The 21,437-nt window shown below is 41.6% G+C and carries 24 protein-coding genes; 11 read left to right on the top strand and 13 right to left on the bottom strand.

Going from position 1 to position 21,437, the window contains the following annotated elements; translation table 11 throughout:
- Window positions 1–8 precede the first annotated feature (8 nt).
- From metG to ATHSA_RS02215, 4 genes are all read right to left on the bottom strand, one after another.
- Window positions 9–1,943, bottom strand: coding sequence for a methionine--tRNA ligase (gene metG / locus ATHSA_RS02230; RefSeq protein ID WP_161847560.1), 1,935 nt, complete (start codon window positions 1,941–1,943; stop codon window positions 9–11).
- A gap of 86 nt (window positions 1,944–2,029) precedes the next feature.
- On the bottom strand, window positions 2,030–2,434 hold the full coding sequence (locus ATHSA_RS02225; RefSeq protein ID WP_161847559.1) for a DUF134 domain-containing protein: 405 nt from the start codon (window positions 2,432–2,434) through the stop codon (window positions 2,030–2,032).
- The gene (locus tag ATHSA_RS02220) at window positions 2,421–2,945 is read right to left on the bottom strand and encodes a DUF5317 domain-containing protein (RefSeq protein WP_161847558.1); all 525 of its coding nucleotides are present in this window, start codon (window positions 2,943–2,945) and stop codon (window positions 2,421–2,423) included. The genes ATHSA_RS02225 and ATHSA_RS02220 overlap by 14 nt, the downstream gene beginning before the upstream one ends.
- Complete coding sequence (locus ATHSA_RS02215; RefSeq protein WP_161847557.1) at window positions 2,942–4,213, bottom strand: HD-GYP domain-containing protein; 1,272 nt, start codon at window positions 4,211–4,213, stop codon at window positions 2,942–2,944. Before ATHSA_RS02215 ends, ATHSA_RS02220 begins: the two co-directional genes overlap by 4 nt.
- A gap of 314 nt (window positions 4,214–4,527) precedes the next feature.
- On the opposite strand from ATHSA_RS02215, the gene rbsK reads away from it, so the two are divergent.
- Genes rbsK through ATHSA_RS02190 form a run of 5 tightly spaced genes read left to right on the top strand, consistent with a single transcriptional unit; the run spans window position 4,528 to window position 8,139 of the window.
- On the top strand, window positions 4,528–5,427 hold the full coding sequence (gene rbsK, locus ATHSA_RS02210; protein ID WP_161847556.1) for a ribokinase: 900 nt from the start codon (window positions 4,528–4,530) through the stop codon (window positions 5,425–5,427).
- Window positions 5,417–5,662, top strand: a complete 246-nt coding sequence (locus tag ATHSA_RS02205) for a S4 domain-containing protein (RefSeq protein ID WP_161847555.1) — start codon at window positions 5,417–5,419, stop codon at window positions 5,660–5,662. Before rbsK ends, ATHSA_RS02205 begins: the two co-directional genes overlap by 11 nt.
- On the top strand, window positions 5,659–6,705 hold the full coding sequence (locus ATHSA_RS02200; protein WP_161847554.1) for a DUF933 domain-containing protein: 1,047 nt from the start codon (window positions 5,659–5,661) through the stop codon (window positions 6,703–6,705). Before ATHSA_RS02205 ends, ATHSA_RS02200 begins: the two co-directional genes overlap by 4 nt.
- Complete coding sequence (locus ATHSA_RS02195; RefSeq protein ID WP_161847553.1) at window positions 6,702–7,145, top strand: hypothetical protein; 444 nt, start codon at window positions 6,702–6,704, stop codon at window positions 7,143–7,145. Before ATHSA_RS02200 ends, ATHSA_RS02195 begins: the two co-directional genes overlap by 4 nt.
- Complete coding sequence (locus ATHSA_RS02190) at window positions 7,117–8,139, top strand: hypothetical protein (protein WP_161847552.1); 1,023 nt, start codon at window positions 7,117–7,119, stop codon at window positions 8,137–8,139. The genes ATHSA_RS02195 and ATHSA_RS02190 overlap by 29 nt, the downstream gene beginning before the upstream one ends.
- Here ATHSA_RS02190 and ATHSA_RS02185 read toward each other — a convergent pair.
- Genes ATHSA_RS02185 through ATHSA_RS02145 form a run of 9 tightly spaced genes read right to left on the bottom strand, consistent with a single transcriptional unit; the run spans window position 8,113 to window position 15,007 of the window.
- Window positions 8,113–8,484 (bottom strand): carboxymuconolactone decarboxylase family protein, encoded by a 372-nt coding sequence (locus tag ATHSA_RS02185; RefSeq protein WP_161847551.1) that lies wholly within the window; start codon window positions 8,482–8,484, stop codon window positions 8,113–8,115. The genes ATHSA_RS02190 and ATHSA_RS02185 overlap by 27 nt on opposite strands.
- A 58-nt stretch (window positions 8,485–8,542) precedes the next feature.
- A complete protein-coding gene (locus ATHSA_RS02180) occupies window positions 8,543–8,848 on the bottom strand; it encodes an RnfABCDGE type electron transport complex subunit B (RefSeq protein WP_197739195.1) in 306 nt (101 codons plus the stop codon).
- Window positions 8,849–8,853: 5 nt separating this feature from the next.
- Window positions 8,854–9,444 carry an electron transport complex protein RnfA gene (locus tag ATHSA_RS02175; protein WP_161847550.1) on the bottom strand — a complete coding sequence of 197 codons (591 nt, stop codon included), beginning with the start codon at window positions 9,442–9,444 and terminating at the stop codon, window positions 8,854–8,856.
- Window positions 9,441–10,076, bottom strand: a complete 636-nt coding sequence (rsxE, locus tag ATHSA_RS02170) for an electron transport complex subunit RsxE (RefSeq protein WP_161847549.1) — start codon at window positions 10,074–10,076, stop codon at window positions 9,441–9,443. The genes ATHSA_RS02175 and rsxE overlap by 4 nt, the downstream gene beginning before the upstream one ends.
- On the bottom strand, window positions 10,076–10,795 hold the full coding sequence (locus ATHSA_RS02165) for an FMN-binding protein (protein ID WP_161847548.1): 720 nt from the start codon (window positions 10,793–10,795) through the stop codon (window positions 10,076–10,078). Before ATHSA_RS02165 ends, rsxE begins: the two co-directional genes overlap by 1 nt.
- The gene (locus ATHSA_RS02160; RefSeq protein ID WP_161847547.1) at window positions 10,788–11,777 is read right to left on the bottom strand and encodes an RnfABCDGE type electron transport complex subunit D; all 990 of its coding nucleotides are present in this window, start codon (window positions 11,775–11,777) and stop codon (window positions 10,788–10,790) included. Before ATHSA_RS02160 ends, ATHSA_RS02165 begins: the two co-directional genes overlap by 8 nt.
- 4 nt (window positions 11,778–11,781) lie before the next feature.
- Window positions 11,782–13,083 (bottom strand): electron transport complex subunit RsxC, encoded by a 1,302-nt coding sequence (rsxC, locus tag ATHSA_RS02155; protein ID WP_161847546.1) that lies wholly within the window; start codon window positions 13,081–13,083, stop codon window positions 11,782–11,784.
- A 14-nt stretch (window positions 13,084–13,097) separates the two neighbouring features.
- Window positions 13,098–14,471: a glucose-6-phosphate isomerase gene (locus ATHSA_RS02150; RefSeq protein WP_161848901.1), complete on the bottom strand. Its 1,374-nt coding sequence runs from the start codon at window positions 14,469–14,471 to the stop codon at window positions 13,098–13,100.
- 20 nt (window positions 14,472–14,491) lie between these two features.
- On the bottom strand, window positions 14,492–15,007 hold the full coding sequence (locus tag ATHSA_RS02145; protein WP_161847545.1) for an adenine phosphoribosyltransferase: 516 nt from the start codon (window positions 15,005–15,007) through the stop codon (window positions 14,492–14,494).
- A 312-nt stretch (window positions 15,008–15,319) separates the two neighbouring features.
- Here ATHSA_RS02145 and ATHSA_RS02140 point away from each other — a divergent pair, with 312 nt between their 5' ends.
- The 6 genes from ATHSA_RS02140 to ATHSA_RS02115 all read left to right on the top strand — a co-directional run bounded on the left by ATHSA_RS02140 (window position 15,320) and on the right by ATHSA_RS02115 (window position 21,437).
- A complete protein-coding gene (locus ATHSA_RS02140; protein WP_161847544.1) occupies window positions 15,320–15,760 on the top strand; it encodes a MarR family winged helix-turn-helix transcriptional regulator in 441 nt (146 codons plus the stop codon).
- 30 nt (window positions 15,761–15,790) lie between these two features.
- A complete protein-coding gene (locus ATHSA_RS02135) occupies window positions 15,791–16,462 on the top strand; it encodes an MBL fold metallo-hydrolase (protein WP_161847543.1) in 672 nt (223 codons plus the stop codon).
- Between the two features lie 10 nt (window positions 16,463–16,472).
- Window positions 16,473–17,933, top strand: coding sequence for an MFS transporter (locus ATHSA_RS02130; RefSeq protein WP_161847542.1), 1,461 nt, complete (start codon window positions 16,473–16,475; stop codon window positions 17,931–17,933).
- Between the two features lie 47 nt (window positions 17,934–17,980).
- A complete protein-coding gene (locus tag ATHSA_RS02125) occupies window positions 17,981–19,165 on the top strand; it encodes an MFS transporter (protein ID WP_161847541.1) in 1,185 nt (394 codons plus the stop codon).
- Between the two features lie 71 nt (window positions 19,166–19,236).
- Complete coding sequence (locus ATHSA_RS02120) at window positions 19,237–19,881, top strand: OmpH family outer membrane protein (RefSeq protein ID WP_161847540.1); 645 nt, start codon at window positions 19,237–19,239, stop codon at window positions 19,879–19,881.
- Window positions 19,878–21,437 carry a flagellar hook-length control protein FliK gene (locus tag ATHSA_RS02115; RefSeq protein WP_161847539.1) on the top strand — a complete coding sequence of 520 codons (1,560 nt, stop codon included), beginning with the start codon at window positions 19,878–19,880 and terminating at the stop codon, window positions 21,435–21,437. The genes ATHSA_RS02120 and ATHSA_RS02115 overlap by 4 nt, the downstream gene beginning before the upstream one ends.

Here is a 21,437-nt window from a genome sequence, read left to right as displayed (position 1 = left end):
TTTACACCTCAAGATATTTTTGCTCCGGTCTCTACAAAGCCATCGACGGTTAAAATTCTCAATTTTTCTCCATCCTTCGCCGCCAGAAGCATTCCATTTGACTCAACGCCCATCAACTTCGTCGGTTTAAGATTGTAGATGATGATTATTTCCCGTCCTATCAAAGACTCTGGTGTGTAGACCAATCCTATGCCGGTGACGATCTGTCTTTCTTCTCCTCCGACATCTAAGATTAATTTCACGAGTTTTTCGGATTTTGGAATTCTTTCTGCCTTTTTTATCCTTGCAACTCTCAAATCGATCTTTGCAAAATCCTCTATGCTTATTTCTGCCTTTTTTTGGTTTTCTTCCGTTTCTGCCATCTTTATCACCTTTTTCCATACTTTTGTGTCTATTCTCGGAAAGAGGGGCTCTCCAACCTCTATCTTCGCCTTCTCTGTCTTATGCCATCCAAGCATGTTAACGTCTAAATCCTGATTTATTCTATCTATAAGTGATTTGGAGGTCTTTACCATGATCGGAGAGATCATTATAGATATGTTTCTTATAACGTCAACGAGATTGTAAAGGACGGTCCCGAGTCTTTCTTTTTTCGATGGATCTCTTGCGAGAAGCCATGGTTCGGTCATGTCTATGTATTTGTTAGAGAATTTAACAAGATTCCATATCGAAATTAACGCCTCGGTGAATTTGAAACTGTCCATGTAAGAAAAATAATCATTTATCGTTCTTGAAAGCAGGTCTTTTAAATCGTCGTCTATTTTTTCCTCTTTGGAAGGATCTGGAATTTCTTCGAAATTTTGATTTACCATTGATAGGGTTCTGTGGACAAGATTTCCAAGATCATTTGCCAGATCGGCATTTATTCTAACTATCAAATTGTCCTCGGAAAAATCTCCATCATTTCCAAAGGTTATGTCTCTTAACAGGTAATATTTGACCGCGTCGAGTCCGTAGGCTTTGACAAGCACGCGCGGATCGACTGCATTTCCCTTTGATTTTGAAATCTTTTCTCCGTTGACCGTTAGCCATCCATGGGCGAAAATCTTTTTGGGCAGTGGAAGTCCCACGCTCATGAGCATTGCAGGCCATATAAGGGAATGAAAGCGATTTATCTCCTTTCCGACAAAATGTACATCGGCAGGCCAATACTTTTTGAATTTTTCATCGTCTCTTCCATATCCTACGGCCGAGACGTAATTTATAAGAGCGTCAAACCATACGTATATGACATGCTTTTTATCGAAAGGCAGAGGAATTCCCCAATCAAAAGAGGTGCGCGAAACGCTTATGTCCTCAAGACCTTCTTCGAGAATCTTTATCATCTCATTTCTTCTGAAATCCGGCTCGACGAAGTCCGGATGGGACCTGAAATGATCGAGAAGTGGCTTTGTGTATTTCGACAATCTAAAAAAATAATTTTCCTCCTCAACATGCTCTAAAGGTCTATGACAGACCGGACAAAGTTTATCGGGCCCTATGTCCTTTTCGGTCCAAAAGGTCTCATCGTGAACACAATACCATCCTTCGTACTTTCCAAGGTATATGTCTCCCTTTTCGTACATCTTTTGAAAGAATTCCTGAACTGTCTTTACGTGATAATCATCTGTCGTTCTTATGAAGAGATCATTCGAAATTTCAAGGTCTTTCCACAGTTGAATGAACCTCTGAGCAAGGTCGTCAACGAATTTCTTAGTGTCCATGCCCTTCTCTTTTGCCGCCCTCATTATCTTTTGGCCATGTTCATCGGTTCCGGTAAGGAAAAAGGTATCGTATCCCATCATGCGTTTGTAGCGTGCAACAACGTCCGCGACTATGGTAGTGTAAGCAGATCCTATGTGTGGATCGGAATTAACGTAATATATGGGTGTTGTAACGTAAAAAGTCTTCGACAAGTCTTTCACCTCTTCGATTAAATACACATCCTTGCGCACGAAGCGCATCTTTGAAGTATTCACTTTCGATCATTATTATACTATACTCGGCTCGCTTGATCCGAATGTGCGCGTAGGACGAAACAAAGTCTGAATCATTCGACAGGATCTGAACTTAGAGGGTGGGCATGTTCTTTGTGACAGTACGGGCACTCATGACCGGTGTAATCGACAGGGGTTCGAAAGACCTTGCCGCAATCATCGCACTTCATCAACTTCACGACCCTGCATCTGCCGTCATTTCCCGTCTTTATCTTTTTTGAATTTATAAGGGCGTCGGCGATCTTTGAGTGGGCCGAGTCGAGAATCCTTCCAAAGGTTTGGCGGGATATGCCCATTAATTTGGCGGCATCTATTTGATACATCTTTTCGATGTCGGCAAGACGCATTGCCTCGAGTTCGTCCATCGAGATCTCAACCTCTCCGGTTGGGTTATCGGGAGAAAATTCCAAGGATTTCAACACGTATTCGACCATCCTGTATTTTTTAGGCCTTGCCATTTTTAACACCTCTCTTTGCGTTGAGATATATCAAAAGAAAAAGTCCCGTGTAAACAAAGAGATCTCCTACGCTGCAGGCATAGTGAAGACCCAAAAAGTTCACCGGAATTATGTCTCCCATAAATGGCAAGATGGTATTTTGTCCCATCAAAATGTGTTTGGGATCCATTGTATCGGGTGGGAGTCCCGCAAGCACAAGAGTCTCTTTTGAGAGTGGCATCCTTCCTCCATTCAAAAGTATCACGACTGTATTCGAAATCGCCCCTAAAGTTATGAAGGGAAAACCCTTTATCTTCCAGTTTGCAATGCAAAAGATTATCAAGATGATGTAAGCAATGGATGTCAGGTAATTCGAAAAATCAAAATTTCCAAAGACCGCAATCAATTCAAGGATAAAAGGAATGAAGATGAGATAAAACCATTTAAAATTGGTATTGAGAGGGTTCCAGACATTTCTTTTGAAGATCAAAGAGGTTACGATCGCCGCAACTATCACGTATATGTATATCATTTTTTCATTTCGGGATAGACAGGCGCATTTTCTATCCTTATTTTGTCGAATTCGTCGGCGCTTTCGATGAGTACATCGACGAGTTTTGGATCGAAGGCCTTTCCTTTTTCAGAACGTATCATCTTCAAAGTCTCGGCGTGGGAGAATTCTTCTCGATAAGCCCTTTTGGTAGTCAATGCATCGTAAACATCGCAGATTCCTATTATCCTCGCCTCTAAAGGGATATCCTCTCCCTTTAATCCTTCCGGATAGCCCGTACCATCCCATCTTTCGTGGTGGTACTTGACCCATCCAACGATTCTTTCAAATGAGGGTATTTGAGAGATCACATTTGCGCCATCTATAGGGTGTCTTTTTACCTCCTCGTATTCTGTGATAGTAAGCCTTTCAGGCTTGTTCAAAACTATGTCTCTTATGCCGATCTTGCCGACATCGTGTAATTGGGCCGCGATCTTCAAATCGTCGAGGTGCTTTCCGTATATGCCGATCTTCTCGGCAATGACCTCGCAGTACAAACTCACGCGCTCGCCATGGCCGGCCGTATAAGGGTCCTTTTCCTCGAGCGCTTTTGTAAGGGCGTACATGGCCTCAAGTTTCGTGTGAAGAAATTTTCTGTAGAGATCTATTACAAACCTTATTCCCAGCAATGGTCCGAGTATGATGAAGATCACGTAGAAGTGAACGAATGGATAAAGGTAGATGGCAAGGTAGGCGATCCCAAGGGATATGAAGATGCTAAGCCCAAAAAAGTCTATGAGGACATCCTTTAGGATCCATTTGAACTTTTTCTTTGTCGCAAGACTTATCGCACCGGCAACGAATGAGTTGTTTATTATCGCATAGATTCCTATCGCTATCGCTATTGCAAAGATCTTAACTATTTCAGAACTAACCGGAAAGATCCTGTATACAAAGGCGGCAACAAAGGTCGCTGTGGAAATCTGTGAAATGTTAAAGACCATTTTGTACCACTGTGTAGTTTTCATTTCATTTAGGGATGTTGAGGCAATTGCGCCTATTATCATGGCACTTATTGGAGAAAAGAGAATGGCCGCAGAAAGGTTAAAGGTCATACTCAATCCTATGATCCATTTGTTTCCATTTATCTTTCTGACTTCAACCGGAAAGGCGTCGGCAAACCATCCGCTTAAGCCCCATACGACTATAATCCACCACGGCTCGAGTGGTTCAAAGAAGAGGAGGGTGCCAATTAGCACCCCGGCAATAATTGCGATAATTGCTATGTAAAACTTCAGCGATAATGACACATCTTCACCTCTTCAGATTACCACCATTTCGAGCTGCCGACGGCGGCAAGGATCAAACTGAGAAGTCCACCTGCCACGATAGCGAGTTTGAATATCTTTCCTTTCATGAGACTTACCCCCTTTCATTTTATTTTGACTTACATTACAAGGGTTAAGCCTCCGCTTTGATCTGGGATCCTTCTCTTTTTATCGCTGAGATAATCATATCATATTTTTCGTAAAATAAATAAGCAGACGGCCCATTACGGGGGACGAGTAGAAAAAACTTTGTTTTCTGTAGATGTGTTATAATTTCACGGAAATGGAGGTTTTATATGTCGATAGCGGTTCTTGGAAGTATCAATGTCGATCTTGTGAGTTTTACAAAGAGATTTCCCGATCCCGGCGAGACTATAAGGGGAGATGGATTTGAAATTCATCAGGGAGGAAAGGGCGCAAATCAGGCAGTTGCCGCGGCAAAAAGCGGCGGGGATGTTTTTATGTTGGGCGCCGTCGGAAAGGATATATTCGGAGATTTTTTGATTGACTCTCTGAAAAAGTCAGGTGTCAAGACCGAAAGAATTTCAAAATTCGAAGGGACATCTGGCGTTGCGAGTATATGGGTAGATGGAAATGGTGAGAATTCGATAATTCTCGATGGTGGCGCGAATGATAAAATAGATAAAGGATTTGTCGAGAAAAATTTTGATATCGTAAGGAGATCTGATTTCCTTTTGATCCAGTTTGAGATTTCAAAAGACGTCGTCGGATACGCCGCCCGTCTTGCCCACGATCTCGGTGTAAAGGTCATACTCGATCCTGCCCCGGCCTTTCAAATTTCTGATGATATTTTAAAATGCGTTGATTACATAACCCCGAATGAAATAGAGATCACCCAGATCGTCGATGGGAAGAATTTAAAAGAGAGGATTATTGCCATCGAAAAGATGGGGCCTAAGGTCATAGTCAAGGCCGGCCGAAAGGGTGTATATATTTTAAAAGATGGCGAGATCCTCAATCTTAAGGCCTTCAGGGTAAATGCAGTCGATACGACGGGAGCGGGAGATTGCTTTAACGGGACTTTGGCCGTTGGACTTTCTGAAGGAAAGGCTCTTGAGATGGCATGTTATTTTGCGATGGCAGCCTCTGCCATTTCGGTAACGAGAAGAGGCGCCGGATCTTCATTTCCATCGAGGAAGGAAATAGAGGAGTTTTTGAAAACTCATGAGACTTGATAAATTCTTGAAGGTTTGTGGAATAATAAAAAGAAGAACGGTCTCTCAGGAGATAATAGAACTTGGCGGAGTTACGAAGGATGGAAGGACTCTAAAGCCTTCTTACGATGTGAAGGTTGGAGATATTCTCACGATAAAGACAAAAAATGAAACCGTAACGATAAGGGTAACGGCCCTCCCTGAAAAGAACGAAAAGGGAAATTACTTCGAGATATACCGAGGTGATAAAAATTGAAAGTTGGAATATACGGCGCACCTTATTCCGGGAAAACGACGGTCTTTAGGTTGCTCGTTGGAAGTCAAACGGAAAATGTGGGCATTGCAAAGATTCACGATGAGAGGATAGATTTTCTCTCCAGGATGTTCAATCCCAAAAAGACGACCTACGCGACGATCGAACTCGTCGATTTGCCGGGCCTTTCTCCCGAATTGTCGAGAAAGGATAAGAACCAGATATTGATGAAGATCCAGAATGTAGACGCGATTCTGTGGGTCATAAGAGCCTTTGAAGATGAATCTGTGCCATCTTACTTTGGAGATCCGGCAAAGGAGTGCGAATACTTAAGAGACGAATTGTTAGTGAGAGATCTTGAAATAGCCGAGTCTAACGTCGAAAAATTGAAAAACGCCAAGAGAAAGTTATCTCTAAATGAAGAACTCCAACTTAAGGCGCTTGAAAAATCTTTGAATGCTCTGAATGAGGGAAAGTTCGTAAAACTTGCAGATTTAAATGATGAAGAGAGGAAGATCTTGAATTCCTTCTCCTTTTTTACACTTCTCGAATCCGTTATCGTGGTCAATCTCGATGAAAAATCTTTCAGATCGCACGATTACAAAGGAAAAGAGGGAATTCAAAGGATAGCGAACGAAAATAACTTTGCCATGATAGAGGTTTGCGGAAAACTCGAAATGGAGATAAATGAACTTGACGAGAATGAAAAGTACGAATTTCTAAAGGATCTTGGCCTTACGGAGAGCGGAATTGAAAGACTTTCTAAGGTCCTTTATTCAAGCCTTGGCCTTATTTCCTTCTTTACGGCAGGAGAGGATGAGGTAAGGGCATGGACCATAAAGCGTGGCACGACATTTAAAGAGGCGGCCGGCAAGATCCATACAGACCTTGAAAGAGGGTTCATAAGGGCCGAAGTTGTGAAGTTCGATGATCTCAAAAAACTTGGGTCTATGAAGGAAATAAAGGCAAATGGACTTATGAGACTTGAAGGAAAAGATTCGATAGTCGAAGATGGAGATATTGTGAATGTGAGGTTTAGCGTGTGATCCTTTCGGGAGTCCTTGCTGGCGTTTTTTTGTATTTTGCCATATCTTTTTTTCACTTTGAATGGACGGTATGGATAGTTTTTGTCATTGCCGAGATATTATCACTCGTATTTCACAAGGGAAATCATTTCAGAACTTCCCAGATAACATTTATCTTCCTTTACCTCATAATCTTTTTGCTTTGGGCGAAAGAAGGACTCTCTCTTGCTCCTCAATTCATCTATCTTTTGAGTTTTGCCGTTATATCCTTTGTGCTTTCCGATCTTTTTTTGAAATTACTTTTTAAAATATCTGGCTGGACTTTGGTTGGAATCACGATATTCCTGCTCATGTACGAGAGATTTGGTTCTATGATTCTGGCCATAGTTATTGGCCTTATCGTAATTCCAATAGCCTTAAGGGATCGAGAACGTGCCAGAGATAAGAATAGATCAATCTAAATTCAAAAGATTCGTAAGGATTTTCGACAGGGTAAGTGGTACGATAGAGCCTTCAATGAGAAGGGTGTATTTTTACACAAACCTTTCTAAACTTATGGCCTACGGTACAGATGGATGTCTCTCGATCGATCTTGAACTCGGCTCTATCGATTCATTTGATGGATTTTACACTGTTCCTCTCGATGATCTGAAATTGCTTTTGAGAGAAAAAAGCGAAGAGGTAAGAATGAATTTTGGATCTAATCTCTACATTTCGAGTGGAACGGAGATAATATCCATACTCCATCCATTAGTTCAAAACCCGAGAAAGTTCGATCGCATCGAGACCGAGGAAAAAATATACACCTCTCAGTTCAAAAAGGTGCTCGATTTGGGAAGCATAATCTCGAGAGAAGGTCAGATGATCTTTGTCGGTATAGGTGAGAAATTACTCTGTGCCTCCGAAGATTACGGCCATACAGGTATAGCCTTTACCGAATTCAAGGGTGGACCATTTTCCGCAGAGATTCCTTACGAGAGCGTAAGACATCTTGTAAAAGCCCTTGACGCGGTAAGAGAGGACAAAATTGAGATCGGATATACAAGCGGAATCGGAATAAGATTTTCAGATGGGATGATGTCGATCTGTTCAACGCCTTCCGATATAGGTAAAATAAATGAATTGCTTAACTTTGAGGCTGGCGACTTTGAAATCCCGACAAAAGCGATCAAAGAAGGGTCAACGCTTGCGGCGAGATTTCAAAGGAGGAACGGGGGGAGAGGATATTTAGAACTTTCGAACACGATGAAATTCATCGTTATCTCCGCAATTTCGGCATACGAATACAATTACCCCATCGAGTGTGGTAAGATGTTAAGGGTGGCCATAAGTCCTATGAAATTTCAAAGGTTTTTCTCGCGCTTAAATGAAAAGTACGTAAAGGTCGGCATCAATCACGAATACCTCGTCTTTAAAGGCCTCCAGTCTTTATTGATCGTCAAAATCGAGCGATGATTCATTGTATTTTCTTACCTCTTCAAGAGTCTCGACGGCCCTTCTAAGATGCGGAATGACTATAGAACCTCCCACAACAAGCCCGACGTCAAAAGCCTCGAAGATCTCTGCATCGCTCAATCCTTCCTTTACACATTCGATTATGTGATATGTTATGCAATCATCACACCTTAAAACCATTGAAGCGACAAGACCTAAAAGTTCCTTTGTCTTTTTAGAGAGAGCGCCATTCTCATAAACTGCAGAATCGAGATTGAAAAATCTTTTGGTTGAAATTGTTCCTTGATTCAGGATCTTTTCATTCATTTTTTGTCGGTAAATTTTGAACTCTTCAAGTTTTGACATCTGTATCACCCCGTTGAAAATTTAGCACGGAGGGCAGGATATCCTGTCCTCCCTTCAATTATTTCTCACTGACTTTTTCATTCTGAGGGGCCGACATTATCTCCTTTATTTTATCGGCCACACCAGCCTTTCTTCCCGGTACGCAAAGATCAAAGGACGCGTGCTGTTCGACGATGGCATGAGCATAGGCAGCACAGCCGGCGTATCCACACATGCCACAGTTGGCGCCCGGGAGAGCATTGATTATCTCTTCAACTTTTGGATCTTCTTTAACCTCGAATTTTTTGGCTGCCACAGAAAGTGCCAAACCTATTCCAAATCCCATTATTCCAAGTAAAATTATCGAATAAATCACCGTTATCATTTGAATCACACCTTTATCATTCCGTTAAAGGCCATAAAGCCCATCGAAAGTACAAATGCCGTTATGAAGGCGGCAGGCATTCCCTCAAAGACGGGAGGAAGCTCATCTATGCTAAGTCTTTCTCTTATCGATGCGAAGAGAATTATAGCGAGAGCGTAACCGAGAGCGGAACCGACCGTGTTGAAAAGCGTTTGGAGAAAATCGTAATTCTGGTTCAAATTCAAAAGCACAACTCCGAGAACGGCGCAGTTTGTTGTTATGAGTGGAAGATATATTCCAAGCGCGTTGTAAAGTACTGGATTTGTCTTTTTGACGAAGATCTCTATGAACTGAACAAGGGCCGCTATTACAAGCACAAAAACGAGAATCTGCAAAAATTCGATGTGCCATGCCACAAGTAAAAGGTTAAGTATCCATGCGGCCAGACCGGAAACAACCATTACGAATATAACCGCTATCGACATTCCGACTGCCGTATCTATCTTCTGCGATACTCCAAAGAAGGAGCACATGCCAAGAAAACGGGAGAGCAAAAAGTTGTAAACTAACATCGCAGAAAACATCAAAGCAAATAATTCACCAAAATTCGCGCTCATTTGTTCTCACTTCCCTGTGGTTTCTTTTCACTTCTTATTTTTCCTATATATCTGAATAATCCCATGTAAAGTCCTATGACTAAAAAGGCTCCCGGAGGAAGTGCAACGACAAACACATTGTAAGCCTCTGGCCATATTCTGTACCCAAAGATAGTGCCGGCATCGAACAATTCTCTCGTTATTCCTATAAGCATTATGGCACCAAGGAAACCTATACCCATACCAAGTCCATCTAAGAATGATTGCCACGGACCATGTTTTGAGGCAAAGGCTTCAGCGCGCCCGAGCGGAATGCAGTTGACGACTATCAAAGGTATGTATATTCCAAGGCTTACCCACAAACTATATGTGTATCCATGCATCAAAAGGTTTACCATCGTGACAAATGCGGCTATTATTGATATATAGACCGGTATTCTTATCTCGTTGGGAATTATATTTCTTACGAATGAGATGAACAAATTCGAAATCGCAAGCACTCCTAAAGTTGCGAGGCCCATGCCGAGCGCATTTTCGGCGCTCGTTGAAACGGCGAGCACGGGACACATACCTAAAACCTGAACAAAGGTCGGATTTTGTTTTATCCATCCCGCCGTTAAAACGGCCCAATCTGAAAGTTTGTTTTCGGCCATCACTTTACCTCCTTTTCAAGGAATTCATACATGGCATTCAGAGTATTTGCAACGGATCTCGGTGTTATAGTTGCTCCTGTCATGACATCGCTTGTAACGACTATTCCTTCTGCCTTGTACTGGTTGATTTTTGACAAATAATTGGCTGGCAAAGGAAAGAGTCCCGCATCCTTGTTAACCTTTACACCATCTTTTAGGCCGGAATTGGGTATATCGAAAAATCTGCTTCTGACATCCGGATCATTTATCTTTGCGCCAAGCCCCGGAGTTTCATTTGAATAATCTATTACATCTATTGAGTTTTCAAGGAAACTCCCATCCTTCTGCTGAATAAAAGATGCAACGGTTACAACTCTGCCTCCAAATCCTATGCCATAACCGGTTAAGACGTAGATGTTGCTTCCGTCCTTTCCCTTAAAAAGGTATGCTGGAGAAAGCACATAACCGGGCAATTTGGGATTGGAATAGAGCACGCCGGAAGAATCTGATTTCCATATTTTAGCGTTAAGTTCTGCCATAGTTTGGGGAATCTGGCTTTGACTGACAAGTAACTGTCCCGTCGTTTGATCTGTCAGTACGAATTTTATTGCCTCAAGATCGGCATTCAAATCGGCCTTTGCGATGGGCGCGTAGGTCATAAGGTATATTCCAGCCAGCCCTATTCCTATTATGACCATTACAACTGTTAGAATTAAGGCAACCTTGATGTGGTTAGACATTTTCTTTCATCGTCCCGAAGACCCTTCTTTTTGTAAACTGGTTTATGAATGGTACAAGCGCATTCATGAGGATTATGGCAAAGTTAACGCCTTCAGGATATGCTCCTACATATCTTATAAGTACCGTTATAACACCAGCACCTATTCCGAAGATCCATTTTCCCATCGGCGTAACAGGGCTTGTGACTGGATCTGTTGCCATAAAGAGTGCGCCTAACATTAATCCACCGACCATTATCGAGGTCAACGGATCGTAATAGGCCGAGGGATTGGCAAGCCAAAAGATCGCAGAAAGTACAAAGGTTGTTCCTATATATGCCACAGGTATTTCGTACGACACTATCTTTCTCCACCACAAATAAAGGAATCCTATTATCAAAAGCAAAGCACTCGTTTCACCTGCCGAACCCGGAATTATTCCAAGGAATGATGTCCATGTCAGATTATGAAAAAGTTGTGTTGCGGCAGCAACTCCGTGCAATTTTGCCTCTCCCAGAGGCGTTGCAGTTGTGGCCACGTCGTACGCCGGGGTCCAGAAGTGGAGCCAATTAACCTGTGGCCATGTTATCATGGCGACCGGGAATGATATGTACATAAAAAGACGTCCAACCAGCGCGGGATTGAAGGGATTGTTCCCTATGCCTCCGAATACTTCCTTTCCTATGATTATCGCAACCAAAATGCCCGAGGCCATAGTCCACCACGATATACCGGCTGGAACATTGAACACAAGTAAAAGCGCTGTGACCGAGGCCGAAAGATCGGGGACAAAATCCTTCTTCTTTCTAAAGACTCTCATGACAAAAAATTCGAGAAATTCGGCAAAAGCCATCGATCCAATTTCTAAGAGTAACATGTACCATCCCCACATCAAGACTGCAAGAATCGCCGAAGGAGTTAGGGCTATGAGCACATCTAACATTATCCTTCTTGTCGAGATGGTATCATGGATGTGAGGGGCGGGCCCTGTCAGTAATTTCATAAGATCATCTCCTACCGAGAGTTCTAACAACGAGTTTGGCGGTTTTAAATGCCTTAACGTGATCTATATTTGCAGGACATACGTAGGCGCAAGATCCGCATTCTATACAATCCATGAGATGTGCTTCTTTCATCTCGTTGAACATCTTCTTCTTAAACATCTTGTAAAGCAAATAAGGTTCAAGTTGTGTTGGGCAGGCCTCAACGCACCTGTAACATCTTATGCAATTCGTCTCTGCGGGTTTTTTCACAATTTCTTCGGGCAAAACGGTTATTCCAGACGTACCCTTTGAAATGCCCATCTGAATAGATTCTACGGCGACTCCTGTCATTGGACCGCCAAGTATAACTCTTCCACTTTCTGACGTTACCTCTGCGTAATCCAAAAGATCGGAGATAGGTGTCCCTATCCTTGCAAAAACGTTCTTTTGATTTTTTACGCCCTCTCCCGTTAATGTCAGGCCTCTTTCTATGAGTGGCTCTCCAAATTCAAGCGCCCGATAAATTGCCCTCGCCGTCGAGACGTTGTCAACCACAACGCCGACATCCATTGGAAGTCCACCGGATGGTACCTGTTTTTTTGTTATGGCGTAGATAAGATGTTTTTCAGATCCTTGAGGATATTTTGTTGGAAGCACAACAACCTCGATTCCGAAGGCGCTGCCGGCCTTTTTCATACTTTCGATCGCGTCTGGTTTGTTCTCTTCTATTCCTACAAAGATCTTCGTCGCCCCGACAGATTTTGCGATTGCAATGCCACCTTTACATATCTCTTCGGCATATTCAACCATCATGCGCTGATCTATTGTCAAATATGGTTCGCACTCGGCGCCATTGAGTATAACGGTATCCACCTTTTTTGAAGGGGAAAGTTTTACATGAGTTGGAAAGGTTGCCCCTCCAAGACCCACAATGCCAGCCTCGGCAACTCTTTTTTTGATCTCTTCTGGGGTGTATTCCGTGTACGGTTTGGCACTTAACTTTACCCATTCATCATCTGAAGTTCTCTCGATGACGACGATATCTGCCGGTCTTCCGGTAACGGGATGCTTTTCCTTTTTTATCTCGATTACCTTTCCCGTCACGGGAGAATGAAGGGGAACGGAAACAAAACCATCTGCCTCCGCTATTTTTTGACCGGTCTTTACTTCACTTCCGACCTGAACTATTAGTTTCGGAGGATTTCCAGAATTTTGGGCCACAAAAAGAGAATACGTCTTTGACGGTTTCAAATTCTCGATCTTGGAATCTTTTGCCAGTTTTTTGGTGGGAGGATGGATTCCTCCTTTAAACCTCCAGACCAACAAGATCTCTCATCTCCTTAAATTTTAAAAATTTTTAGGTTTTTCTTTAGATCTTCAATATGTGCCTTCTGATTTTCATATCCTTTTCTGTTCATCAAAGCGTAGGTGTTTTTCTTTCCGAGTTCAACGCCTGGTTGATCGAATGTGTTTATGTTGTACAAATGGCCCATGGCAGTAACGAGAATCTCGTAATATCCAAAGAATCTCCCGATTTCCACTTCGTCTATAGACTCAAAGGAGATCGTAAGATTCGGCCTTCCATGTTCCAAAAGTGCAAGTGATGTCGCTTCCTGTTCGTAATTTATGAGTTCTTCAAGTTCATGACCACAAAGGTAAGACAGTTCTTTTCTGTCCTGATGAATTACCGGTATCTTTAAGTTTCTTCTGAAATTTTCGACTTTGAGGAAGGTTATTACCTTGTCATTTGGACCTTCCATGTAAAGTTGAACTTGAGAATGCTGATCTATCGTTCCGAGGGATTTTATAGGGGTCTGTCCGGCATGTACAGTCTCGCCCGTAAGGGATTTTTCCTTTCCGAGAGATTCGGCCCACAATTGTCTGTACCAGTCTGCAAGGGTATAGAGGGCATTTGAATATGGCATCATGACGGATATAGACTTACCTTTTTGAGAATAAAGGTAATGAATGGCAGCATTCAAAAGTACTGGATTTTTAAAGGTATCATCTTCTTCTTTGAACCTATCGAGTTCTTCCTGCGCACCATCTAACATCTTCTTTATATCAACGCCTAATGATGCTGCACTTAAGAGACCGACAGAGGTGAGCACGCTGAACCTTCCTCCGACATTTGGAGGTATGTCAAGAACGGGAATATCCTCGTCTATGGCGATCTTCCTTAAAACACCTTCGACAGGATCTGTCGTGAAGACAAGGTGATCTCTCGGATTTAGACCGCGCGTTTCGAGAAGTCCTCTTACGATCAAATAATTGCTCATCGTTTCGGCAGTTGATCCTGATTTACTTACAACGTTGAAGAGGCTTTCGGCCGGATCGATGACATCGAGAATCGATCCGATTTGTTCGGGATCGACGTTGTCCATTACGAAGAATCTTGGAAGGTTATTTCTTTTTTCCCGGGATAAGTTGTTCCACATTGGATGACGTAACGCTCCTTGGATTGCCTGATTTCCAAGAGCCGATCCACCTATGCCTACAAGCACGAAATTCTCAAAATGTTTGCATTTTTCTGCCATTTCAAGAATACTGTCTATGTGTGATTGATCGTTGAATACCTTCGCAAATCCTGGAGGATTTTGCCTGAAATTTTCGAGAAAGGCGTGTAATCTTCCGGTTATTCCCTTTATATCTTCATATCTGACACCGTCAGACAAATTCTCACCAAAAGCATTGGTGAAATCGAATTTCAAAATAAATTCCTCCCTTCAGAAAACTAATATGTCAACAGTGCTTTAACTTCGTAATTTCTAAGATTCTTTCTCGGTTCAAGAAAAGAAAGTTCACCGAGGAAGACCATTCCACTGACTATTCCACCCAATTTTTCAACGAGATGGGCCATAGCGAGAGAGGTCCCACCCGTTGCAAGTATATCATCGACTATTACGACCCTTTCATTTGGATCGATCGCGTCAACGTGCATTTCTATTTTCGATTTGGCATACTCAAGGTAATATTCCTCATTTATCGTGAAATAAGGCAACTTTCCTGGTTTTCTTATTGGAACAAAACCCGCTTTTAGATTGTAAGCAATAGGAGCCGCGAAGATGAAACCGCGCGCTTCTGCCGCGACGATCTTTTGAGGATTGAATTGTGCGGCCAGTTTGGACATTTCTTCTATGGCAAATGCAAAAGCCTCCGGATCTTTCAAAAGAGGGGTTATATCTTTAAAAACAACACCTTCTTTTGGAAAGTTCTGGATATCACGTATGTATGATTTGAGTTCTACCAAAGTTTACACTTCCTCCCGATCGAATTTGAACATAAAATATGATATCACAAAAATCTTTTGTGATAAACGAGATGATTATACCAGTTTTAATTTTACGCTTCCAATTTCATTTGTTTTACCTTTTATACCAAACAAAGTTCAAATTCCGAATATTCGTTCCAGAAGGTGCCCATAATGACACGCTCGGGTGGTTCGTGGCCTTTATCGTCAAGGTAGTCCTTAATTTAAATCATAATTTAATACAAAGTTAAATAATACAAAATCAAAAAGTTCAAAAATGAATTGTATGATATTGAAATGGGTGGTGAAAAAATGAAACGTGAAGTTCCGGAAGACCTTTTGATGGCTTATTCGTCCTTTTCTAAGATCGTTTTTAAGAGTTTTGATTATTCCAAAACAAAACTTCCAAAGACATCCGCGTCCATTCTCATTTTTATGAGAAGGCATTCTCAAAATCGTGCCCAGATGTCTGAAATAGAAAACAAATATGGATTCGTTAAAAGTACAATTACGGCCGCAACCGATGTTCTTGTCAGGGAGGGGTATGTTAAAAGGTACAGAACGGATGAGGACAGAAGGGCTGTTTTCATAGAGTTAACCGAAAGGGGAATGGAGAAGGCCGCCGAGATAGAGAAGGCAATGAGAGAATACGTCAATGAAAAGTTAAGCGTACTTTCGGATGAACAATTTGAAAAACTCCTTAATGCTTTTTCGATAATAAAGGAGACTGTCGAGATTTTAAAGAATTTCTAAAATAAAGGTAAAAAGGAGGAAATATGAAATATGGAGATAACAAATGGCATTCATCTTGTAGATGGAACGAATGCAAATGTTTATATCGTTTTAGGGGATAATTTGACGGTAATAGATACCGGCATGCCGGGTCAATTAAACAAGATCCTTGATTACGTAAAATCGATTGGTAAAAATCCATCTGATATTTCAAAGATAGTCCTTACACACTGTCACATGGATCATATGGGAAATGCCTACGAGTTGAAGAAAATAACCAATGCGAAGTTGTACGTTCACGAAAAGGATGCACCCTACGTAACAGGAAAGGAAAAACTTCCATCGCCAAAAGGATTTACAGGTGCCGCGATGAAGGTTGCATCCACATTCATGAAGATGAATTACGTCGAGCCAGATGTGTTGCTCAAAGAAGGAGATACTGTGGATGATTTTGTGGTTATTCACAATCCAGGTCATACGCCCGGCAGCATCTCACTCTACAGCAAAGAAAGAAAGGTTATCTTTGTTGGGGACGAATTGAGATACATTGATGAACTTCAAGGTCCTCCGGAACAATTCACACCGGATATGGCACTTGCGATAAAGTCTATGGAGAAACTTACAAAGATCGAATACGATATCATGTTAAGCGGTCATGGAGTACCTTTGAGGCCTGACGCATCAAAAAAGGTCAAAGAGTTTTACAAAACACTCATCAGTTAGAGGTGATAAAATGAAAATTCAGTATAAATGGCTTGCACTTTCGGCCACAAGTTTGGGTCTTTTGCTTGGTATTATGACGGGAACGGCGCTTTTGATAGCCCTTCCCAACATTGCCGAGGGTCTTAACGCTCCGATGATAATAATAATCTGGGTTTTGATGAGTTATATGTTGGCAACAACGGTGCTTGTTCCGTCCATTGGACGTGTTGCAGACATGATAGGCAGAAAAAGGTTGTTTGTCCTTGGAGCAGCCATATTCACCATTGCATCGCTTTTTGCAGGTATGTCTCAAAGTGGTGTTGAACTTCTCATAATGAGAATCATCCAAGCCGTTGGTGGATCTTTGATGATGGCAAACAGTACGGCAATAGTTACAGATGCCTTCCCGAAGGGAGAATTGGGGATGGCGCTTGGGATAAATGGAATGGTTCTTGCGGTTGGATCTGCTTTCGGCCCTATAATAGGCGGATTGTTGACGACGGCCATCGGATGGAGATGGATCTTTTACATGAACGTACCGTTCGGCGCGCTTGTAACAATATGGGCGTGGATTCAAATAAAGGATATCGCCCCAATACCTAAAGGAGAAAAATTCGACTGGCTTGGTGCCATATCTTTCACATCAGGCATGTTCTTTTTGCTTTACGCCTTAACCGAGGGAGGCTTTGGCGGATGGACATCTCCGATCGTGATAACTTTCTTTGTTTTGGCGGCTATACTTATGCCTTTGTTCGTTTACATAGAATCCAAAGTGAAATACCCAATGCTGGATCTAAGGCTTTTTAAGACAAGGGTACAGGTATTCGCGTACAGTTCGAATTTGATGAATGGAATCGCAAGGGGCGCTTTGATGTTTTTGCTCATATTCTACTTACTCGGTATCAAGAATATGGATCCATTTACCGCGAGTATCTATCTGATACCATTTGCCGTTGCCATGATGATAATGGCGCCCATAAGTGGAAGACTTTCTGACAAATATGGATCGAGAGTGTTAAGTACTCTTGGACTTTTAATAACTGGTATCGGTCTCCTTGGTTTTGCGGTATTTACAAGGGTTGACATGTCGATTGCCGAGGTTATAATATGGGGAACTGTCGTGGGATTCGGATCGGGCATGTTTAATTCTCCAAATACAAACACCATAATGAGTATGGTGCCTCCAGACAGAAGAGGCATAGCGGCTGGCACAAGGACAATGATGAACAACGCAGGTTCTCTTGTAAGCATTGCAATGGCATTCGCGATTCTTTCTTCGGGTCTTACTCCTCAAGCCATGGATGCACTCTTTATAGGTGCACAGATCGGAGGAAAGGGTATATTCGTTGATACCTTCATTTCTGATTTGCGTCTTGCATTTTTCATATCTTTCATAATAAGCATTGGTGCAGCCGTCATTTCCTACATGAGAGGGCCAACCCCTGTTTGGAAAGATGCAAGTTCATCTCTATCTAAAGAAAGCATAAAATAAAAAAGCCCAAATGCCCCCGTTAAGGGGGCATTTTATTTGGAGGAGACATGAAAAAATGGTTGAATAGAGATCTATTCTTACTTATGATAAGCAGACTTTTAAGGAGCATTGCTCAGGCATCATTGACGATTATCGTGCCTATATACCTTTCGAAATTGGGTTTCTCCGGCGTTCAAATAGGTTTAGCCTTCACTTTGTCAGTGATTGTCGGCATACTTTTTTCAATAGGCGTTGGATTCTTTGCCGATAAGCATGGAAGAAAGATCGTCATTCTTGTCATGACCATAATAAATGCGATAAGTGTACTGGGCTTTTTCTTTACAACGGACTTTTTGCCCTTGATGCTTTTTGTTTCTATAGGCACAATAAGGGGTGGTGGTGGCGGTGGTGCTGCCGGCGCGGCACAACAGGCACTTATAGCCGAAAGCGCAGATTCGAAATTCCGAAATGATGTCTTTGGGACATTTTCATTTTTTGGCGCTATAGGAAGCACTATCGGGTATGGCCTGACGATATTTCTTCCATATATTTCGAATGCCTTCAAAGATGGATGGCGGACAGGATATTTGTGCTTGATGGGAGTTGCATTCGTCATCTACATTTCTACGTTCTTTATAACTTTATTCGTTCATGAAGACAAAAATAGGCCAAGGCGTCGAAATACTTTCAAGATCTCGTGGAAATTGCTTGGAAAATTTTCCATCACCAATGCCGTAAATGGTCTTGGAACGGGATTTTTCAGCGGGCCGATCCTTGTTTATTGGTTTTTTGCAAGATACGGTGTCGGTACCGAATTCATAAGCATAATTTACGTGCTGTCCAACATTGCACGAGCAATTTCTTCTATATCATCTGCGCGTCTCGCGAAATTTTTTGGCACCGTCAAAACCATAGTTGGAGTCAGGGCTATCGGTGCAATAATGCTTGTATTTATGGCTTTGATGCCAACATTTTTACTGGCTGGGATCTTTTATCTTTTGAGAATGTTTTTTGTCTCTGCCGGGATACCTCTTAGACAATCATTCACAATGGGACAGACAAAAGAAGAAGAAAGAGCCTCGATGGCTGCCCTGAGCAATTTACCCCAGCAAATAACATCTTCAATAGGACCCGCCGCAAGTGGGTATTTCATGGATTACTCCATGATGGAAGCGCCCATATTCATCGCCGCGATCTTTCAATTTGCCAACGCAGTGCTTTACTGGCATTTTTTCAAAACGAATAACCTCTAATGGAGATTGAAATTTTGAACACTTAGGATATTTCATCGATGAGATTGAATTATATTTCAGGAGGGAAATGGATGGCCAAAAAACGTGGACTTTTGATTTTTTGGGTTTTCCTTGTTATTTTCACATTTCTTGTACTTTCAATCGGAATAAGTTATTTCTATTTCGAGATGAATAAACTCCAGATGTACGGGGTTACTCCTTTTGCAGACGTTAAAAGTTACGCCGCCTCGATACTTAAGATGGTTCCATTTATTGGAAACAGTGTAAAGTATGAACCTCTAAGGGTCATTCCGTACCAGACCCTTTTGGAATCGAGGATAAATGCATTCCAAAACGTTCTAAACACGCGGGAAGCCTCTTTAGAAGCAAAAGAGATCCAGATTGCAAGCCTTCAGGCCCAACTGGCATCTTTGCAGGCAACTCTTAAGGCTTCACAAACGGCCTTTGAAAGGCAGGTTCAGCAATTCAACGCGCAGGTTGCCGAATATCAAAGTTATCAAAAGAGAATCCAGACACTCGATCAATGGATAACGAACAGCAATCCATCTCAAATTGGACGCATCATAGCAACTTCGAATATCCCGATTAACGTCATTGTAGACGCGATGGTAAATCTCTCTCCACAGGTTGCCGGATCCGTTCTTCAGGCCATTTCACAGACAAATCCAGCCATGGCCTCTTCGATTATAGAGAATCTGACAAAGGTGACAAGATGAATCCCGTAAGCATGAATCTCGATCGAGTACCGACCGATAAACACAAAATTGCCCCCAAAGGTGCCTTTGAAATTCTTTTATTGTCTGACAAAGATGGTAAGAAGGACGATGTAAAAGGGAAGACGGATATTTCCTTACTTTCGATCTTGTCAAAGGGCAAGGATGAATCATCGAAAGACTTAAAGGTAACTAAAGAAACTGAAAAATCAGATGTAAAAAAGAATAAAGATGTGGATAATATAAAAGATAAGGATAATTCCGGCAAAGATAGTCAAAGATCGGAGAATACCATAGAGGCATCTTTGGTTAATCTTATTGTAGAGAATTCACAAAAGAAAGTTCCAAATTCAGAAGACAAAGTGCAAGATCTTCATGATCAGAAGGTTCAGGAAGAAGTTGAAAAAGGCAAAATAGAGATAGGAAATCAGAAAGCAGTAAGCGTTTCTGTACAAATTAAAGATAATTTGAGTTCGGAGATCAATTCAAATCAGATTGAAAATAAAAGTAATGATGCTTTGAAAAAGATCGAAAAGATTTCAGACGTTAAAGTCCCAGAAAAGGTTGCCAGTCCCGATCAAGGCAAATCCACCGATTTAGGATTTTCATCGCAAATTCCTGTCAATTCATCATCTGTAAATTCATCATTTTTCAGTCCAAAGGTTCCGAAGACAGATTCTGAAAATCACAAAGATACTCAAACAAAGACAGATGATGCCAAAATACAGATTCCAGCCAAGATCTCCGATCAATTTGAAAAGACCAAAACAGAAGACAAAGTAAAAAATGAAGTCAACCTTTCCCAGGTCGATAAGGCAAATACGAAGATAAACTCTTATCAACAAAATATCCATCTTACTTCCAATCGCCAAAGTAATGAAAATAACCTTAATTTGAAGAACTTCGTCATGGAAGCAAAAAATGCAGATTCGCAACCAGTCCAAATTCAGACAAATCTTTCAGATATGTCGAATTCCAACAATACACCTAATCAAAAACTCTTCGATACCGTGAATGTCAAGATCCAAAACGTAGTCAAAGAAAATTTTTCGGGACAGAATTTCAAGGTAGAAATAAATGATAAAGACACGAAATATAGTCTCAACGATGTAAAGGTTTACGAATATCTACCGCAATCATCGAGAGGAGAGAATGTCCAGCCCAAGAACTCTCCAGATAAAGATGGAGTCCCAATTTCAAAGATAACTGATTTCATCGCTAAATCTTTGAAGGATCAAAAATTACCGGTTAAGGTTGATATTCAACTTAATCCTCCTTCTTTGGGAAAAATTGAGATTTCTCTTACAGAAGATGGAGGAAAGACAACGTTGATAATCAATTCATCAAATGATAAGACTCAGGAAATGTTGAAAAACGCCATGCCAGTTATAGTTGACAGACTTTCGAATTTGAATTTCAACATCGTAAATGTGCAGATAAACGGACAAGAATGGTATCAAAACAGTTCAAATGAAGACAGTCAAAGAAAAGATGAGAGAAATAGAAAGCAGAATCAAGAAAAAGAAAAATTCAGCGAATTTTTCAAAAAGGAGGTGTGA

Source organism: Athalassotoga saccharophila (genome assembly GCF_009936215.1).
GTDB lineage: Bacteria > Thermotogota > Thermotogae > Mesoaciditogales > Mesoaciditogaceae > Athalassotoga > Athalassotoga saccharophila.
Note: the sequence above shows the minus strand (reverse complement) of the source record. Positions and strands in the feature narration are given on the sequence as shown.

Bases quoted from the DNA above. Each gene is read 5' to 3' on its own strand.
- ATHSA_RS02125 (WP_161847541.1), top strand. From the start codon at position 17,981: ATGAAAAAATGGTTGAATAGAGATCTATTCTTACTTATGATAAGCAGA.
- ATHSA_RS02135 (WP_161847543.1), top strand. From the start codon at position 15,791: ATGGAGATAACAAATGGCATTCATCTTGTAGATGGAACGAATGCAAAT.
- ATHSA_RS02140 (WP_161847544.1), top strand. From the start codon at position 15,320: ATGAAACGTGAAGTTCCGGAAGACCTTTTGATGGCTTATTCGTCCTTT.
- ATHSA_RS02225 (WP_161847559.1), bottom strand. From the start codon at position 2,434: ATGGCAAGGCCTAAAAAATACAGGATGGTCGAATACGTGTTGAAATCC.
- ATHSA_RS02220 (WP_161847558.1), bottom strand. From the start codon at position 2,945: ATGATATACATATACGTGATAGTTGCGGCGATCGTAACCTCTTTGATC.
- ATHSA_RS02130 (WP_161847542.1), top strand. From the start codon at position 16,473: ATGAAAATTCAGTATAAATGGCTTGCACTTTCGGCCACAAGTTTGGGT.
- ATHSA_RS02165 (WP_161847548.1), bottom strand. From the start codon at position 10,795: ATGTCTAACCACATCAAGGTTGCCTTAATTCTAACAGTTGTAATGGTC.
- ATHSA_RS02185 (WP_161847551.1), bottom strand. From the start codon at position 8,484: ATGTCAAAACTTGAAGAGTTCAAAATTTACCGACAAAAAATGAATGAA.
- rbsK (WP_161847556.1), top strand. From the start codon at position 4,528: ATGTCGATAGCGGTTCTTGGAAGTATCAATGTCGATCTTGTGAGTTTT.
- ATHSA_RS02120 (WP_161847540.1), top strand. From the start codon at position 19,237: ATGGCCAAAAAACGTGGACTTTTGATTTTTTGGGTTTTCCTTGTTATT.
- rsxE (WP_161847549.1), bottom strand. From the start codon at position 10,076: ATGGCCGAAAACAAACTTTCAGATTGGGCCGTTTTAACGGCGGGATGG.
- ATHSA_RS02205 (WP_161847555.1), top strand. From the start codon at position 5,417: ATGAGACTTGATAAATTCTTGAAGGTTTGTGGAATAATAAAAAGAAGA.
- ATHSA_RS02175 (WP_161847550.1), bottom strand. From the start codon at position 9,444: ATGAGCGCGAATTTTGGTGAATTATTTGCTTTGATGTTTTCTGCGATG.
- ATHSA_RS02180 (WP_197739195.1), bottom strand. From the start codon at position 8,848: ATGATAACGGTGATTTATTCGATAATTTTACTTGGAATAATGGGATTT.
- ATHSA_RS02115 (WP_161847539.1), top strand. From the start codon at position 19,878: ATGAATCCCGTAAGCATGAATCTCGATCGAGTACCGACCGATAAACAC.
- metG (WP_161847560.1), bottom strand. From the start codon at position 1,943: ATGCGCTTCGTGCGCAAGGATGTGTATTTAATCGAAGAGGTGAAAGAC.
- ATHSA_RS02160 (WP_161847547.1), bottom strand. From the start codon at position 11,777: ATGAAATTACTGACAGGGCCCGCCCCTCACATCCATGATACCATCTCG.